Raw genomic sequence first — 15418 nt, 5'->3', positions numbered from 1 at the left:
GCCATCCCGCTCAGCCTGCCGCCGTTCCGGCGGCCGCCTTGACGGCCCGGAGGGAGAAGTACTCCGGGCCGTCGAGGCAAGCGAACATCAGCTCCTCCAGCCACGGCAGCAGCGCCTCGTCCGGCTCGGCCGTGGGGTCGAGCCGCCACAGCAGCCGTTGCAGTACGAGGACCAGCCATCCGGTGCCCCCGGCCCGGGTCCGCTCCTCCGCGAAGGAGTAGAGCCAGGTGTACAGGCACGAGGCGGCCGCGTGGTGGACGCAGTGCTCGGCGGCCCGGTCCTGACCGTCCGTCGTCGTCGCGTCGAGCGACTCTGCGGCGATCCGCGTGTAGAAGGCCGCGCGGCGCGCCGACAGCGCGTCAAGAACCTTGACGAGCGCGTCGGCCTCGGGCGGCGAGAGCTCGCGCTCCGCGATCAGCCGGGCCTCGGCCGCTGCCGGGCCCCACCCCCGGGTGATCTCGTCCTCGGTGGCGTTGGTCAGCCGCAGCGCCCGGCCCGAGGGGTGCCACACCGGGGCCTCCTCGGACCAGTCGAAGAGCGGGCGCAGCACGGCCTCCTGGCCGGGGGCGGGACGGTCGGCCACCCGGGCCACGGCGGGCAGCTGCGAGGCGATGCCATGGAGGTTGACGTGTGTGGTGCCCTCGAAGACGCTCGCGATCGCGTGGTCGCGCTGGAGCTTCTGGAAGGCGCCCGAGGCGACCCCTTCGCGCAGATAGCCGCGTGCCCCCAGGACCCGGGCGGCCTCCTGCAGGACCTCCTCGCCCAGCGTGGGCACCAGGTACTTGACCACGGAGGACCACAGGCTGAGCCGGGACGGGGCGACCGACAGCGAGCGGGCCACCGGCAGCGTCACGCACTCGGCGATCAGCAGATCGAGGTGTGAGCGCACCAGGTGCCGCCGGATGACGGGGATGCCGTAGATCTCCCGCCCGTACAGCACCCGCTCCCGCGCGTGGCGCAGCGCGATCCGCAGCACCGAGTCCATGGTGCCGAGCGACAGCGCACCGATCGCCGTGCGGGTGATCTGGAGCACCTGAAGGATCTGGGCCAGGCCCCCGCCGGGGCGGCCGAGCAACGCGCCGGCGGGCACCGCGGTCCGGCGGAAGGTGATCCCGCTGAGGTCGTGGCCGCGCAGGCCCACGGTCCGTACGAAGGGGTGGTTGTCCCAGCTCCCGGCCGCCAGCCGCCTCTTGTCGACCAGCAGCAGGGACGGGCCGACGCCTTCGACGGCCGCGTAGACGGTGAGGAAACGGCCCCGGGTGGCGTTGCCGACGGGCCACTTCTCCCCGGTGAGGACATACCCGTCGCCGTCCGGCGCCGCCGTGGTCTCATTGGTGCCCAGGTCGCTGCCGTGGTCCGGCTCGGACACCGCGAAACAGGCGAGGTCCCCGTCGAGGAGGCCCCGCGCCACCCGGGCCCGTTGCTCCTCCTCGCCCCACAGCCACACCGGGTTGACGCCCAGGAGCGCCGAGCCGAACATCACCGAGACCGTCAGATTGCGGCGGGCGAGCGAACGGGTCAGCAGGACCAGCTGTTCCAGGTTGCGCAGCCGGCCGCCGAACTCCTCGGGCACCAGAAAGCCGCTGAACCCCCAGGACCGGACCAGCTCCACCGCCCCCGGGGGCAGCTCGCCCAGCTCCTCGTGCGCCACCGTCTCCGCGTGGCTGAACGGACCGCCGGGCGCCGCCGGGTCGCCGAGCACCCGCTCGAAGTCCGCGGCCAGCGCGTAGGAGGGGCGGTCGGACGCCTCGCCGGTCATGCCGTGGGGGCCGCGGGGGCGTCGGCGCCGTAGCGGGCGAAGAGGGCGGCGACCTCGTCGTCGGGGGGCAGTTGGGCCCGGCCGCCGGCCACCTCGGTGGAGACGAACTCGATCACGTCCCGGACGCGCTCCAGTTTCATGGTCTCCTCGGGGGTCAGCGTCCGGAGGCCGTACAGGTCCTCCAGGTTGTAGCCGAGTTCCGCGAGCACGAGGGAGTGGAAACCGAGGTCGCCGACGAGCCGGTGGTCGAGCTCGACCTGGTCGAGCTTGCGCGGGGCGACCAGGCGGACCATGCCGCACACCACGGGGGAGACCGCTTCGGCGCCGACGGCGGCAGGAGTGTGAGTCATGTTTCCGACGGTAAGCGCGGCCGAGGACGCCTCCCAGGCAACGGGCCCGGCAAGCACTCGGCAACTCGGCGTGAGGGCGACCGGCAGAGCCGACATGCCGCTCAGGAAGTTGGAGTACACATACCGGGGCGGGCCCGCCGGCTCGGCCTTGGCGACGAGTTGCCGCAGACTCTCCAGCAGGGCCGTCAGCTCGGCGCGGGCCAGGAACGCGCCGAGGCAGAAGTGCGAGCCATGGGCGAACGACAGGTGTTTGTTGGGGGTGCGGGACAGGTCGAAGTCGTCCGGCCGGTCGAAGACCCGCTCGTCGCGGTTGGCGGAGGCCAACCAGGTGACCACGATGTCGCCCTCCTCGACGAACCGGTCGTCCAGGAGGACGTCCCGGGTCGCGGTCCGGCCGCTGTGCAGCGCCGGGGTGGTCCAGCGCAGCACCTCCTCGACGGCCGGGGCGATCTCGGCCCGGCCGTCGGACAGCGCCCGCCACTGGTCCTCGCGCTCCATCAGCGCGTGCAGCCCGCCGACCATCGCGAAGCGGGTCGTCTCGTGTCCGCCCATGATGATGCTGTAGCAGTTGAAGACGATCTCCTCGTGCGTCAGCGGCCTGCCGTCGATCTCCCGGGTCACCAGGAGGCTGACCACGTCGTCGTACGGTTTGGCGCGGCGCTGCGCGGCCAGTTCCGAGAAGTAGAGCAGCAGGCCGTTCCGGGACGCCCAGGTCGCCTCCTCGGTGGGCGCGCCGTCCGCGGACGACAGCGCGCCGGAGGTGAGGTCGATGATGTGCCGCCGTTCGGAGGCCGGGACGCCGAGCAGGTCGCAGATGGCGGCGAGCGGGATGTGCGCGGCCACCTCGGCGGCGAAGTCCACCTCGCCCCGCTCCACCGCCTCCTCGACCAGCGCGTGGGTGCCACGCCGGACGCTGTCGACCACCACCTCCAGGGAGCGCGGCGAGAACGGCTTCAGCAGGGCGCTGCGGAGCGCCTGGTGCGGCCTGCCGTCGGTGACGGCGAGCATCTTCCCGGCCGCCGAGTCGCCGCCCGCCAGCAGGGTGTCGAGCACATTGCCGCGCTCGGAGGTGAAGGTCTCGCTGTCGTTGAGCACCGAGACGACATCGGCGTAGCGGCTCACCACCCAGAACCCCGGGCCGCGCGCGGTCTCGGGCTGCCAGTGGACGGGGGCCTCGGTACGCAGCCGGCGCCACAGCGGCCCCAGGTCGTGGTGGGCGTGCAGCAGGGGGTCGGCGAGATCCAGCTGGTCGGGCGGTTGTGGGGCGGGAGCCCGGCGGGTGTCCATGGCGATGTCCTCGGCTCGGCGGCGGGAGGCGGAAGGCTGGGGCGGCGGGGCGCGGGGGTACGGGGTGGGGGCGCGCTCAGCCCAGCGGCTTGGTCGGGCCGGGGAAGAACGCGGTGGTCGCCCCGGCGGTCTCGGCACCGTCCACCACGAACTGCTGACCCGAGACGAACGACGCCTGCGGGGAGGCCAGGAAGTGGAACACGTCCGCGATCTCCTCGGGGAGGGCGTGGCGGCGGGCCGGGATGCGCTCGTTGACCTCGTCGAGCATGGCGTCGGTGTACTCGGCGCGCTGCATGGGTGTCAGCACCGCGCCGGGCGCCACACAGGCGGTCCTGATCAGCGGGGCCAGCTCGACGGCGAAGGTCTGGCACAGCGAGGCCACCCCCGCCTTGCTGGCGTTGTAGTCCGCGTAGAGCGGATAGCCGCGGGAGCCGTTGACCGAAGCCGTCGCGAGCAGCACGCCCTCGCCGCGGCGCAGCATGTGCGGGACGGCGTGGCGCCACAGGGCGAGGACGCCCATCAGGTTGACGTCCAGGGTGCGCCGGGCGTCGTCCTCGGTGAGGTCGAGGATGCCGTGCCGGACACTGATGCCCGCGTTGGCGATGACGACGTCGACGGCGCCGCGCTCGGCGTGCACCTGGTCGACGGCGGCGCGGACGCCCGACCAGTCGGCGACGTCCAGCTCGATCCAGCGGACTTGGCCGCCGCCGTCGCGGGGGCCGTCCGCCGTGCCCGGGGCGGGCGGCTGGAGGTCGAGGTTGACCACATAGTCGCCGGAGCGGGCGAACCGCTCGGCGGTGGCGTGGCCGATGCCGCTGGACGCGCCGGACACGATGACGGTGCGCATGGGGTGTGGCTGCCTTTCCGTGGGGGCCGCGGGGCGGTGCCGGGACCGGTTTCAGACGATGACACGGGGGTGTTCCAGGGCGTATCCGCTGAGGTTGCGCCGCAGATTGCGGCTGACGGTGAGCTTCTTGAGCCAGCGGTCGGTCCCGTCGTACCGCGGAGTGAAGGGGCGGCGGCCGTGCACGGCGCGGTAGTTGTCCACGACCAGCAGCGAGCCGGGGCCCACCGCGATCTCCCGCTGCACCCGCCGCAGTTCGTCCATGAGCCGGTCGAGGGCGGCCGCGGCCTCGGAGTCCTCGGAGGCCACGCGCATGAAGGGCCGGTCGATGCGCAGATACGGGTCGAGCCGGTCACCGAACAGCACGGCGGTGGGCACGGGCCGGTCCGTCATCTCACGCAGCCTGGCCAGCGCGGGGTGGCGGGGCGCGGAGTCCTCCAGCTGCCGGATGTGTTCGGTGTCCGGCAGGATGTGGAAGCGCTCCTCGGCGAGCACCGTGCGGTCGTGTTCGCTCAGCCGGACATCGCGGACGGACGCCACGACGGTCGGCACCAGGTCCGGGTTGCGCAGGCCCAGCAGCAGCAGATAGTCGCAGCGGTTGGGGTGGAAGCCGTCCTCGGTGTGGAACTCCAGCAGGCTCTCGCTGCCGTAGCCGCTCTGGCGCCGCTCGTCGCCGCGGATGGGCAGGATGTTCTGGATGATGCGGCCCTCCTGGAGGGTCGCCCAGCCGAACGGGTCGCCCAGCGCCAGCCCGCACATCGCCAGCCACAGCTCCTGCTCCCTGGCCGCCTCGCCTTCGATGGCCTCGCCCCAGTGGCCGGGGGTGGGGCCGATGCGGGCGTCGTCCACCGGGAAGCCGTGCACCAGGCACGCGGCCGTGCTCTCGGTGCGGCGGTAGGAGAGCAGGAAGCCGCGCAGCCCCGCGGGCAGCAGCTCCTCGGCCGCGTGGCCGCCGTCGTAGAACTCCGGCCGGTCCGGCGCCCCGTGGGTGTCCGCGAGCCGAGCCGCGGCGGCCCGCAGCTGGGCCGCTTCCTCGGCGTCGAGGTGATATTCGAGCGGGGTGTCCGGGCTGTCGGGGACCGGGTCGGCCGCCGCCTGGCGGAGGGCGGCAACGGCTGAATAGGTGCTTGTCATGTCGATGGTCCTCCACCGGGTCGTGACCGCTCGGGTCGTCCGTCGTTCGGTCCTGTGCGGCCCGCGCACCGCTGCCGGGCCGCGTGGTGGTGCCTCACGGGGCCGACCGAGCAGGGTCCCGGCCGTGTTGGCCCAGTGGTCGTGCGATCGTGGTGTCCGGCCACCGCCGAAAGGGGGCTCCCCCGGCGGTGGCCGGTGGCTCAGACGGGCTCCTGCCAGTCCTCGGCGAAGGCGTCGAGTTCGTGCTGGTCCAGGGTGACCAGCGGCTCGTCCGGGTCGGCCGCGTCCGTGGCCATGTCCGCTTCCGGGGCGAGTTCCTTCACCGCCTCGGCGAGCGCCGCCACGGTCTTGTGGGTGAACACATCGCGCGGCGCCATGTCCAGGCCGTCGGCGTGGGCCAGGGTGACGAGCTTGACGGAGCTGATCGAGTCGCCGCCGAGGTCGAAGAAGCTGTCGTCGATGCCGACCCGCTCCACCCGGAGGGCCTGTGCGAACAGCGCGCACAGCCGCTCCTCACGGGCGGTGCGGGGGGCCCGGCCGGCGGGGGTGCCGGAGAAGTCGGGGGCGGGCAGGGCGCCCCGGTCGAGCTTGCCGCTGGGCGTGACCGGCAGCCGGTCGAGGACGACCACGGCCGCGGGCACCATGTGGTCGGGCAGGGCGGCCGCGACCCGCCGACGCAGGGCCGCGGGGTCCGGCCGGGCGCCGGCAGCCGGGGCGGCGTACGCCACCAGGCGCCGGCCGGCGGGGTCCTCGTGGACGACCACGGCCGCCTGGGCGACCGACGGGTCGTCGGCCAGCACCGTCTCGATCTCGCCGGGCTCGATCCTGAAGCCGCGCACCTTGACCTGCTGGTCCGCCCGGCCCAGATACTCCAGCGCGCCGTCCGGCGTGCGGCGCGCCAGGTCGCCGGTGCGGTACATCCGCGACCCGGCGGGGCCGAACGGATCGGCCACGAAGCGCTCCGCGGTGAGCGGGGCCCGGCGCAGATAGCCGCGCGCCAGCCCCTCGCCCGCCAGATACAGCTCACCGGGCGCGCCCACTGGCACCGGCCGCAGCGCGCCGTCCAGCAGATGGACGCGCGCGCCCGTGACCGGGTCGCCGAGCGGCGGTCTGGTCCGGCCCGTCAGAGGGCGGCTCATCGTCGCCATGACGGTTGCCTCGGTCGGGCCGTAGGCGTTGACCATGCGGCGGCCGGACGACCAGCGTTCGACCAGCTCGGGCGGGCACGCCTCACCGCCCACGACCAGGGTGACCCCGGGCGGCAGGGCGCCCTCGGGCAGCACGGCCAGCGAGGACGGCGGCAGCAGCAGCGCGGTCACGCCGTGCCGGGCCACGGTGGCCGCCAGGGCCTGCCCCGGCAGCAGTGCGTCGGCGGGCGCGACGACCGCGCTCGCCCCGGTCAGCAGGGCGGTGGCGAGCTCCCATACGGAGGCGTCGAAGCTCGGCGAGGCGAACAGCAGCACCCGCTCGTCCGTGCGCAGCGCCAGGCCCGTGCGCTGCTGGGCGACCAGGGCGGCGATGCCGCGGTGGGGCACCAGCACGCCCTTGGGGCGGCCGGTGGACCCGGAGGTGTAGATGAGGTACGCGGTGTTGTCGGGCCGCAGCGGCGCCACCCGGTCGGCGTCGGTCAGGTTCGCCTCCGACAAGCCGTCGGTCAGCGCGTCGGCCCGCTCGACGGCCCGCGGGTCGGCCGGATCGTCGGGCCCGTCCAGGCACAGGGTCCGGCCGGCGCCCGCCTCGGCCACCAGGCCGACCGCGTCGGCGGTGGTCAGCACGAGGGCGGGCGCGGCGTCTTCGACGACCTGGCGCAGCCGCTCCAGCGGGTATCCGAGGTCCAGCGGCAGATAGGCGGCGCCGGCCTTGAGGACGGCCAGGACGGCGAGGAGCGAGCGGGCCGACTTGGGGATCGCGACCGCCACGACGTCCTCGGGGCCGACACCGCGGGCCACCAGCGCCCGGGCCAGCCGGTTGGCCCGCGCGTTGAGGTCGGCGTAGCCGATGGCCAGCGGCCCGTCGTACACCGCGACGGCCTCGGGCAGCGCCCGTACCCGCTCCTCGAAGAGCTCGGGGAAGGTGGCCGGGGCGGCGGTGTGCGAGGGGCCGTCGGCCGTGGCGCGGAACAGCTTGTGCTCCTGCGCCGTGAGCAGGTCGATCCGGCCCAGCGGCGCGGCCGGGTCGGCGACGAAGCCGTCGAGGACCTTGCTCACCCGGGTGAGGAGGGCCTGGCTCGCCTCGGCGGTGAAGAGGTCGGCGCGGTAGCTGAGTTCGAGACTCAGCCGCTCGCCCGGCACCACGACCAGGCTGAGCGGATAGTGGGTGGCGCCGGGCACGGGCCGGTCGTCCACGGAGATCCGCAGGCCGGGGACGTGCTTCTGCACAGCTTCACCATCAACGGGGGTGTTCTCGAACCCGACGACGGTGTCGAAGAGTTCGCCGAGGCCCAGGGCCCGCTGGAGGTCGGCGAGGCCCAGGTGCTGGTACGGGCCCAGCTCGGCCTGTTGGCGCTGGAGGTCGGCCAGGATCCGGACGAGCGGGCGCGCCGGGTCGAGCCGCACCCGCACCGCCACGGTGTTCATCAGCAGGCCGACGATGTCCTCGGAGCCCGGCAGCTCCGGCGGGCGTCCGGCGCAGGTGGCGCCGAACACGATGTCGTCGCGGCCCAGCAGCTGGCCCAGCGCCACCGCCCAGGCGCCCTGGATCACGGTGTTGAGAGTCAGGCCGGCGGCGCGTGCCGCGGTGGTCAGCGCGGTGGTCCGCTCGGGGTCGAGGAGTTCGGTCGCCAGGTGGGGCACGGTCGCGGCGGCGGCCTCGGCGTCGGGAGCGACGAGCGTGGGCTCGTCCAGTCCGGCCAGCGCCTCGGTCCAGGCCCGCGCCGCCCGTTCCCCGTCCTGGCCGTCGAGCCAGCGCAGATAGTCGGCGAACTGCACCGGCACCGGGCCACCGGCCTCGCCACCGCTCGCGTAGAGGGCGAACAGGTCGCGGAAGAACAGCGGCAGCGACCAGCCGTCCAGCAGCCCGTGGTGGTAGGACACCAGCAGCAGATGGTCGTCGGCGGCGAGCCGGACCAGGGTGACCCGCAGCAGCGGCGGCTTCGCGAGGTCGAAGCGCCGGAGCCGGTCCTCGTCGATCAGCTCGGCGAGGCGGCGGTGGCGCTCGTCCTCGCCGAGGTCCGAGAGGTCGGCCTCCCGCCACCCCACGCTCACCTCCTCGTGCACCGCCTGGACCAGACGGCCCGAGCTCAGGAGGGTGAAGGAGACCCGCAGGGCGCCGTGGCGGGCGGCCAGCGCCCCGACGGCCTCGCGCAGCGCGGCGGGCGAGAGCGGGCCCTCGAGCCGTACGGGCGCCTGGGCGGTGTAGACGTCGACGCCGTCGGCGGCCAGCAGGGCGTGGAAGTGCATGCCCTGCTGGAGGGGGGTCAGCGGCAGCACATCGGCGATCCGCCGGCCGTCCTCGGCCAGCTCCGCCCGCTCGGCGTCGCTGAGCGGGACCAGCGGCGCCGCGGGTGCGGTGTCCCGGCCCCGCGCCTCGCCGCGCGGGCCGGTGTCCCGGGCCACCTCGGCGAGCCCGGCGATGGTCGGGTGGAGGAAGATGTCCTTGGTGCTGACGGCCAGTTGGGCCCGGTGGGCGCGGGCCGCGAGCTGCATGGCGACGATCGAGTCGCCGCCGAGGTCGAAGAAGCTGTCGTCCACCCCGATTTGGGGACGGCCGAGCACCTCGCAGAACACCTCGTGCAGCACCCGCTCCCGCTCGGAGGAGGGCGCCCGGTACTCGTTCGCGGCCTCGAAACCGGGGGTGGGCAGCGCCGCCCGGTCCACCTTGCCGTTCGGTGTGAGCGGCACCGCGTCGACGACCATGACGACCGCCGGGACCATGTACGCGGGCAGTCGGCGCGCCGTGAACTCGCGCAGCGCGGCCGGGTCGGGGCGGGCGCCGGGCGCGGGGCGTACGTACCCCACGACGCGCCGCGCGCCCGACGGGTCGGCGGACACCGCCGCCACCGCCTGCGCCACCGAGGGCGCCGCCGCCAGCGCGGCCTCGATCTCGCCCGGTTCGATGCGGTGGCCGCGTATCTTGACCTGGGAGTCCGCGCGCCCGCGGTACTCCACGACCCCGTCCGGACGGCGGCGTCCGAGGTCTCCGGTGCGATACATGCGGGCGCCCGCCGGGCCGAACACATCGGCCACGAAACGCTCGGCCGTCAGGTCCGGGCGGCCCAGGTAGCCGCGGGCGACCCCGTCGCCCGCGATGTACAGCTCGCCGACCACCCCGTCCGGCACCGGCCGCAGAAACCCGTCCAGCACATAGACCCGGGCGTTGTCGGCGGGCCGGCCGATGGCGGGCCCGCAATCGCCGTCGCCGTCGCCGTGCCACAGCATCGCGTCGACCGTGCACTCGGCGGGGCCGTAGAGGTTGTACACCGACAGGCCGGGCACGCCCCGCAGTTCGGTCCACAGGTCGTCGCCGACCTCCTCGCCGCCGAGCGCCAGCACACCGATCCGATGCCGCTCCCCCGACGCCTCGAACATGCCCGCGGCCAGCATCTGGCGGGCGACGGACGGCGTGGTGTCGAGCACGTCGACCGCCGCCGCCATCGCGTGGTCGACCAGGGCCAGGGCGTCCCTGCGCACGGTGTCGTCGACGATGTGCAGCGCGTTCCCGGCGACCATCCACAGCAACTGGCTGAACGAGGCGTCGAAACCCAGCGAGTTGGTGAGCGCCGCCCGCAGCGGCCGGCCGCCCGCCCGGGCGCGCTCCGGTGCGAAGAAGTTCGCCCGGTGGCTGTGGAACATGTTGGCCAGGTTGCGGTGCTCGACCGCGACCCCCTTGGGGCGGCCGGTGGAGCCGGAGGTGTAGATCACATACGCCAGGTGGCCGGGCAGCGGCGCGTCGGGGCGTTCTCCGGCGCCCGGGTCCGTGGCCTCGTCGAGCGGTTCCGCCTCGTCGACCCGGAGCACGGGCACCCCTTCGGGCACCGTGTGCGCGGTGGCGGCGGTGGCCAGGACGAGGGCCGGTGCGGCCTCCGCGCAGATGGCCGCGATCCGCTCCAGCGGGTGCTCGGTGTCGAGGGGCAGATAGCCGGCGCCCGACTTCCAGACCGCCCAGATCGCCGTCACCGCGGCCGCGGTACGGGGCAGGGCGACGCCGACGAGCCGGTCCGGGCCCGCGCCGTGGGCGACCAGCAGCCGGGCCAGCCGGTCGGCGTCGGCGTTGAGCCGCTCGAAGGTCAGGGTGGTGGCGCCGTCGGTGACGGCCACCGCGTCGGGTGTCGCGCGCGCCTGCTCCTCGAACAGCTCGGGCAGGGTCCGGTCCGGGTGCGCCACGCTCCGGCCGCTCGACGCCCGCAGGACGGTCCACCGCTCGGCGTCGGAGCACAGCGGCAGCCGCCCGGCGGGCAGCTCGGGCCGGTCGGCGATGTCCCGCATCAGGGCGCACAGTCGGCGCAGCACCTCGGCCGCCGCCTCGCCGGTGCAGACGTCGTCGCGGTAGTTGAGTTCGAAGCGGAGCCGGGCGCCGGGGTGGACGGCCAGGCTCAGCGGGTAGTGGGTGCCCTCGAACGCGTCCTCGACGGCGTCGCGCAGCAGGGTCACCGCGAGCCCCTCGACCGAGGAGCCCTGGACGGCCTGTTCGACGGGGACGTTCTCGAAGGCGACGGTGGTGTCGAAGAGTTCGGTGGCGCCGACGGCTCGGTGAATGTCGGCGAGGCCCAGATACTCGTGCGCGGTCAGGGCCGCCTGCTCGCGCTGGATGCGGGCCAGCAGGTCCGCCACGGGCTCGGCCGGGTCCACCCGGACCCGGGCGGGCACCGTGTTCATCATCAGCCCCACCATGCGCTCGCTGCCCGGGAGCTGGGGCGGGCGCCCGGCGACGGTGTTGCCGTAGACGACGTCCCGCCGTCCGGTGAGCAGCGTCAGCAGCAGCGCCCAGGCGCCCTGGACCACGGTGTTGGTGGTGAGCTCCCGCGACCGGGCGGCGGCGGTGAGCCGTGCCGTCTCGGCCTCGGTCAGCTCGGCGACGACGCGCTGCTGGCCGCGGTCGGAGGTGCCGGTGCCCGACCCGCCCGCCACCAGCGTCGCGCCGTCGAGCCCGGCCAGCGCGCTCCGCCAGGCGCGCTCGGCCTCGGCGTGGTCCTGTGCGGAGAGCCAGCCGAGGTATTCGCCGAACGAGGGGGCGGGCTCCAGCCGTTCGGCGGTGCCGCCGTCCCGGTAGATGCGGAACAGGTCGGCGAGGACCAGGGGCAGCGACCAGCCGTCCAGCAGGATGTGGTGGTTGGTGAGCACGAGGACGTGCCGCTCGGGCGCCAGCCGCACCAGGGTGAACCGCAGCAGTGGCGGCCTGGTCATCTCGAAGCGCCGGGAGCGGTCTTCGGCCAGCAGCCGGGCGAGCCGCGCCCGGACCTCGTCGGGGTCGCAGCCGGAGAGGTCGGCCTCCTCCCACGGCGGCTCGACCGCGCGGGCGACGGCCTGGACGGCCTCGCCCGAGCGGCGCCGCAGAAACCCGGCGCGCAGGCTCGCGTGGCGGGCCGGCAGGGTGAGGCAGGAGCGGCGCAGCACCTCGGTGTCGAGCGGGCCGGTCAGCTCCAGGGGGGTCTGCACGGTGTAGAAATCGACAGGGCCGCCGGGACCGCTGGGGCCGCCGCCTTCGGTTTCCCCCTCGTCGAAGAGGGCGTGGAAGAGGATGCCCTGCTGCAACGGCGAGAGCGGCAGCACCGTTTCCAGGGATGTCTGTTTCACCGTGTTGTCTCCCACTGGGCTTCGAGCTCGTCGAGTTCCTCCGCGTCGAGTTCCTCGGCGTCGATGCGCACCAAACTCTCGGCGTTCCCGGGTGTCGCGGCCTCCGGCCAGGTGTCCTGGGCCACTTCGGCGAGCTGGGCGATGGTCTTGTGGCGGAAGATGTCGTTGCTGGTGACGGCGAGGCCCGCCGCGTGGGCGCGGGCCGCGAGCCGCATGGCGACGACCGAGTCGCCGCCGAGGTCGAAGAAGCTGTCGTCCACGCCGATCCGGGGACGGCCGAGCACCTCGCAGAACACCTCCTGGAGGACCCGCTCCCGCCCGGAGGAGGGCGCCCGGTACTCGTTCGCGGCCTCGAAACTCGGCGCGGGCAGCGCCGCCCGGTCCACCTTGCCGCTCGGTGTGAGCGGCACCGCGTCCACCACCACGACCACCGCCGGGACCATGTACGCGGGCAGCCGCCCCGCCATGAACTCGCGCAGCGCGGCCGCGTCGAGCCGGGTGGGCGCGGCCGGGTCGGTGTCCGCCGCGGCGACCGCGTAGCCGACCAGGTGTCTGATCCCCGGCCGGTCCTCGCGGACGGCCGCGACGGCCCCGCCGACACCGGGCGCCTGGCCGAGGACGGCCTCGACCTCGCCCAGTTCGATGCGGTGGCCGCGCAGTTTGACCTGGCCGTCGGCGCGGCCCAGATACGTCAGCCCGCCGTCCGCCGTCCACCGGGCCAGGTCGCCCGTCCGGTACATCCGGGCGCCGGGCGCGCCGAACGGGTCGGCGACGAACCGCTCCGCGGTGACCCGGGGGCGGCCGAGGTAGCCGCGGGCGAGCCCGTCGCCGCTCAGATACACCTCGCCCGCCACCCCGGGCGGCACCGGCCGCAGCGCGGAGTCGAGCACCCGGAGCCGGCCGCCGGGGACCGAGTGGCCCATGGGCGGGACGGTCCGGCCGGACAGCGGCCCGGTCTGGGTGGCGATGACCGTGGCCTCGGTGGGGCCGTAGGCGTTGACCATGTGCCGCCCCGGGGACCAGCGGGCGACGAGTTCGGGCGGGCACGCCTCGGCGCCGACGACCAGATTGACGCCCTGGGGCAGGCTGTCGGGTGGCATGGCGGAGAGCGCGGAGGGGGCGAGCAGCAGGCAGTCGACCCCCAGTTCGGCCACGAGGCCGGCCAGCGGTGGCCCGGGCACCAGCCGTTCGGACGGGGCGACCACCGCGGCGGCGCCGGTGAGCAGCGCCACGCACAGCTCCCACACCGAGGCGTCGAAGCTCGGCGACGCGAACTGGAGCACCCGGGTGTCCGGGGTCAGCCGGAGCAGGTCCTTCTGGTGTCGCAGCAGGGCGGCCAGGCCCGTGTGGGTGACGACGACGCCCTTGGGGCGGCCGGTCGAGCCGGAGGTGTAGATGACATACGCCGGGTGTTCCGGCCGCAGCGGCGCCCGGCGGTCGCGGTCACCGAGGTCGGCGTCGGCGACGGTGTCGGTGGGCGCGTCGGCGTCGTCCGGATCCGGATCCAGATACAGCCGGGGCACGCCCGGGGCCCGCGTACCGTCGTCGGCCGCGCGGGTGGTCAGCAGGAGCAGCGGCTCGGTGTCGTCGAGCATGGCGGCCACCCGCGCCCGCGGATAGTCGAGGTCGACCGGGAGATACGCGGCGCCCGCCTTCATGACGGCGATCACGGCCGTCAGCGCGGCGATCCCGCGCGGCAGGGCGACGGCCACCAGGCGCTCGGGTCCGGCGCCCCGCTCGACCAGGGCCTTGGCGACACGGTTGGCGCGGGAGTTCAGGCCGGCGTAGTCGAGCGAACCCGCGGCGGAGATGACCGCGGGGGCGTGCGGGGTGCGGCGGACCTGCTCTTCGAACAGGTCCGGGAAGGTCCGCGGCGCGATGTGGAGCGCCGGCCCCGGGGGTCGGCCGACGGCGAGCGCCCGGCCGCGTTCGGCCGCCGTCAGGACGTCCACCCGGGCGAGCGGGAGGTCCGGCGGGGCGGCCAGGAACCGGGGCAGGAACTCGCCGAACCTGGCCTGGTGCGCGGTCAGTTCGGCGGCGGTGTAGCGGTCGGGGTTCGCCTCGAACTCCACGCGCGCGCCCTGGCCGTCGGGTCCGGGGTGGCAGGTGATGTTGAGATCGGTGACCGGGCCACCGGACAGCGCGGTCAGGCGCGCCTCCAGTCCGGTGAACGCGGTCTCGGAGCCCGCCGGAACGATGTTCACCAGCACGCCGAAGAGCTGCTCGTCGGTACCGAGGAGGCGCAGGTCGCGGCGGAGTTCGTCGTACGGGTAGCGCTGGTGCGTGAGGAGGTCGCCGAGCCGCCGCGCGACCTGCCGGACCAGCGCCGCCCGGCCCTCCGCCGGGCTGACGGCGAGCCGCAGCGGAAGGGTGTTGGACAGCATGCCGGGCACGTTCCGCGACCGGGCGCCGGCGCGCGCGGTGACCGGGACGCCGATGGTGAGGTCCTCGGCCCCCGTCATGCCCTGGAGATAGCCGGCGACCGCCGCCAGCATCGGCACCGTCCACGGGGCGCGGGCGTCCCGCCCGGCGTCCCGCAGTGCCCGCAGCTCGTCCGGGGACAGGGTCGTGGTCGCCGAGAGCGCGCGCCCGGCGGCGCCCGTCGGCACCCCCGGGGCGAGCGAGACGGTCTCGGGCCGGTCGGCGAAGGTCCCCGTCCAGTACTCCCGATCCGTGGCGTGGTCCTGGGACGCGCCGTACTCCGCCTCCTCGGCCAGGAGGTCCCGCAGCCGGCCCAGCGGCTCGCCGGCCGGCTCCGTCCCGGCGGCCAGGGCCTCGTAGACGGCGGCGATCCTGCGCGAGTGCAGCACCGAGCCGAAGGCGTCGGACAGGATGTGGTGGCTGCGCTGGTACCACAGATGGTGGTCGGCGCCGATCCGCATGAGCACATGCCCGGACAGCGCGTCCTCGAACAGGTCGCGCGGGGTGGCGCGGTCGCGGTCGACCAGCGCCCGGGCCGTCGCGAGGGGATCCGGCTCCCCGCCGAGGTCGAGCTCCCGCCATGTCGAGCGGCCGGGCGCGGTCGGCCGCTGGTACAGGCCGTCCGGCCGCTCCACCAGCTCGACGTCCCAGCTGCCGCTCTCCCCCTCCGCGCGGCGGATCGCCCGTCGCAGGAGCTCCCCGTCCACCGGTCCCCGAAGCTCCATGACGGCGACCGTGTTGTAGGCCGGGTTGTCGGGCTGGAGGCGCTGCGCGTGGAACACGCCCCGCTGGGCGGCCGTGAGCGGAAGCAGGCCGGGCTCGGTGTCGCGTGAAGTCATCAGGTTCGTAACCGCTCTCTCCTGCGCTCCGACGGACCGCTCCGACGGACCAA

6 protein-coding genes are annotated in these 15418 nt (G+C 74.7%); all 6 read right to left on the bottom strand.

All coding sequences use genetic code 11. The features are described from left to right. Positions 1-10 precede the first annotated feature (10 nt). The gene (locus tag ACZ4WQ_RS10095) at positions 11-1759 is read right to left on the bottom strand and encodes an acyl-CoA dehydrogenase family protein (protein WP_398375302.1); all 1749 of its coding nucleotides are present in this window, start codon (positions 1757-1759) and stop codon (positions 11-13) included. After that, a complete protein-coding gene (locus tag ACZ4WQ_RS10090) occupies positions 1756-3396 on the bottom strand; it encodes a cytochrome P450 (RefSeq protein ID WP_398375301.1) in 1641 nt (546 codons plus the stop codon). Before ACZ4WQ_RS10090 ends, ACZ4WQ_RS10095 begins: the two co-directional genes overlap by 4 nt. 76 nt (positions 3397-3472) lie before the next feature. Then, the gene (locus tag ACZ4WQ_RS10085; protein ID WP_385345023.1) at positions 3473-4243 is read right to left on the bottom strand and encodes an SDR family NAD(P)-dependent oxidoreductase; all 771 of its coding nucleotides are present in this window, start codon (positions 4241-4243) and stop codon (positions 3473-3475) included. 51 nt (positions 4244-4294) lie between these two features. Continuing rightward, complete coding sequence (gene gntD / locus ACZ4WQ_RS10080; RefSeq protein WP_385345020.1) at positions 4295-5374, bottom strand: guanitoxin biosynthesis L-enduracididine beta-hydroxylase GntD; 1080 nt, start codon at positions 5372-5374, stop codon at positions 4295-4297. Between the two features lie 200 nt (positions 5375-5574). Then, positions 5575-12105, bottom strand: coding sequence for an amino acid adenylation domain-containing protein (locus ACZ4WQ_RS10075; RefSeq protein WP_398375298.1), 6531 nt, complete (start codon positions 12103-12105; stop codon positions 5575-5577). Further along, positions 12102-15365 (bottom strand): amino acid adenylation domain-containing protein, encoded by a 3264-nt coding sequence (locus ACZ4WQ_RS10070; protein ID WP_398375297.1) that lies wholly within the window; start codon positions 15363-15365, stop codon positions 12102-12104. The genes ACZ4WQ_RS10075 and ACZ4WQ_RS10070 overlap by 4 nt, the downstream gene beginning before the upstream one ends. Positions 15366-15418 lie beyond the last annotated feature (53 nt).

Source organism: Streptomyces sp. NPDC028305 (assembly GCF_055569495.1).
The sequence above is the reverse complement of the archived record's forward strand: the minus strand, read 5'-3'. Positions and strand labels throughout refer to the sequence as shown.

Coding starts and splice junctions, on each gene's coding strand:
- ACZ4WQ_RS10095 (WP_398375302.1), bottom strand. CDS start 1,759: ATGACCGGCGAGGCGTCCGACCGCCCCTCCTACGCGCTGGCCGCGGAC.
- ACZ4WQ_RS10090 (WP_398375301.1), bottom strand. CDS start 3,396: ATGGACACCCGCCGGGCTCCCGCCCCACAACCGCCCGACCAGCTGGAT.
- ACZ4WQ_RS10085 (WP_385345023.1), bottom strand. CDS start 4,243: ATGCGCACCGTCATCGTGTCCGGCGCGTCCAGCGGCATCGGCCACGCC.
- gntD (WP_385345020.1), bottom strand. CDS start 5,374: ATGACAAGCACCTATTCAGCCGTTGCCGCCCTCCGCCAGGCGGCGGCC.
- ACZ4WQ_RS10070 (WP_398375297.1), bottom strand. CDS start 15,365: ATGACTTCACGCGACACCGAGCCCGGCCTGCTTCCGCTCACGGCCGCC.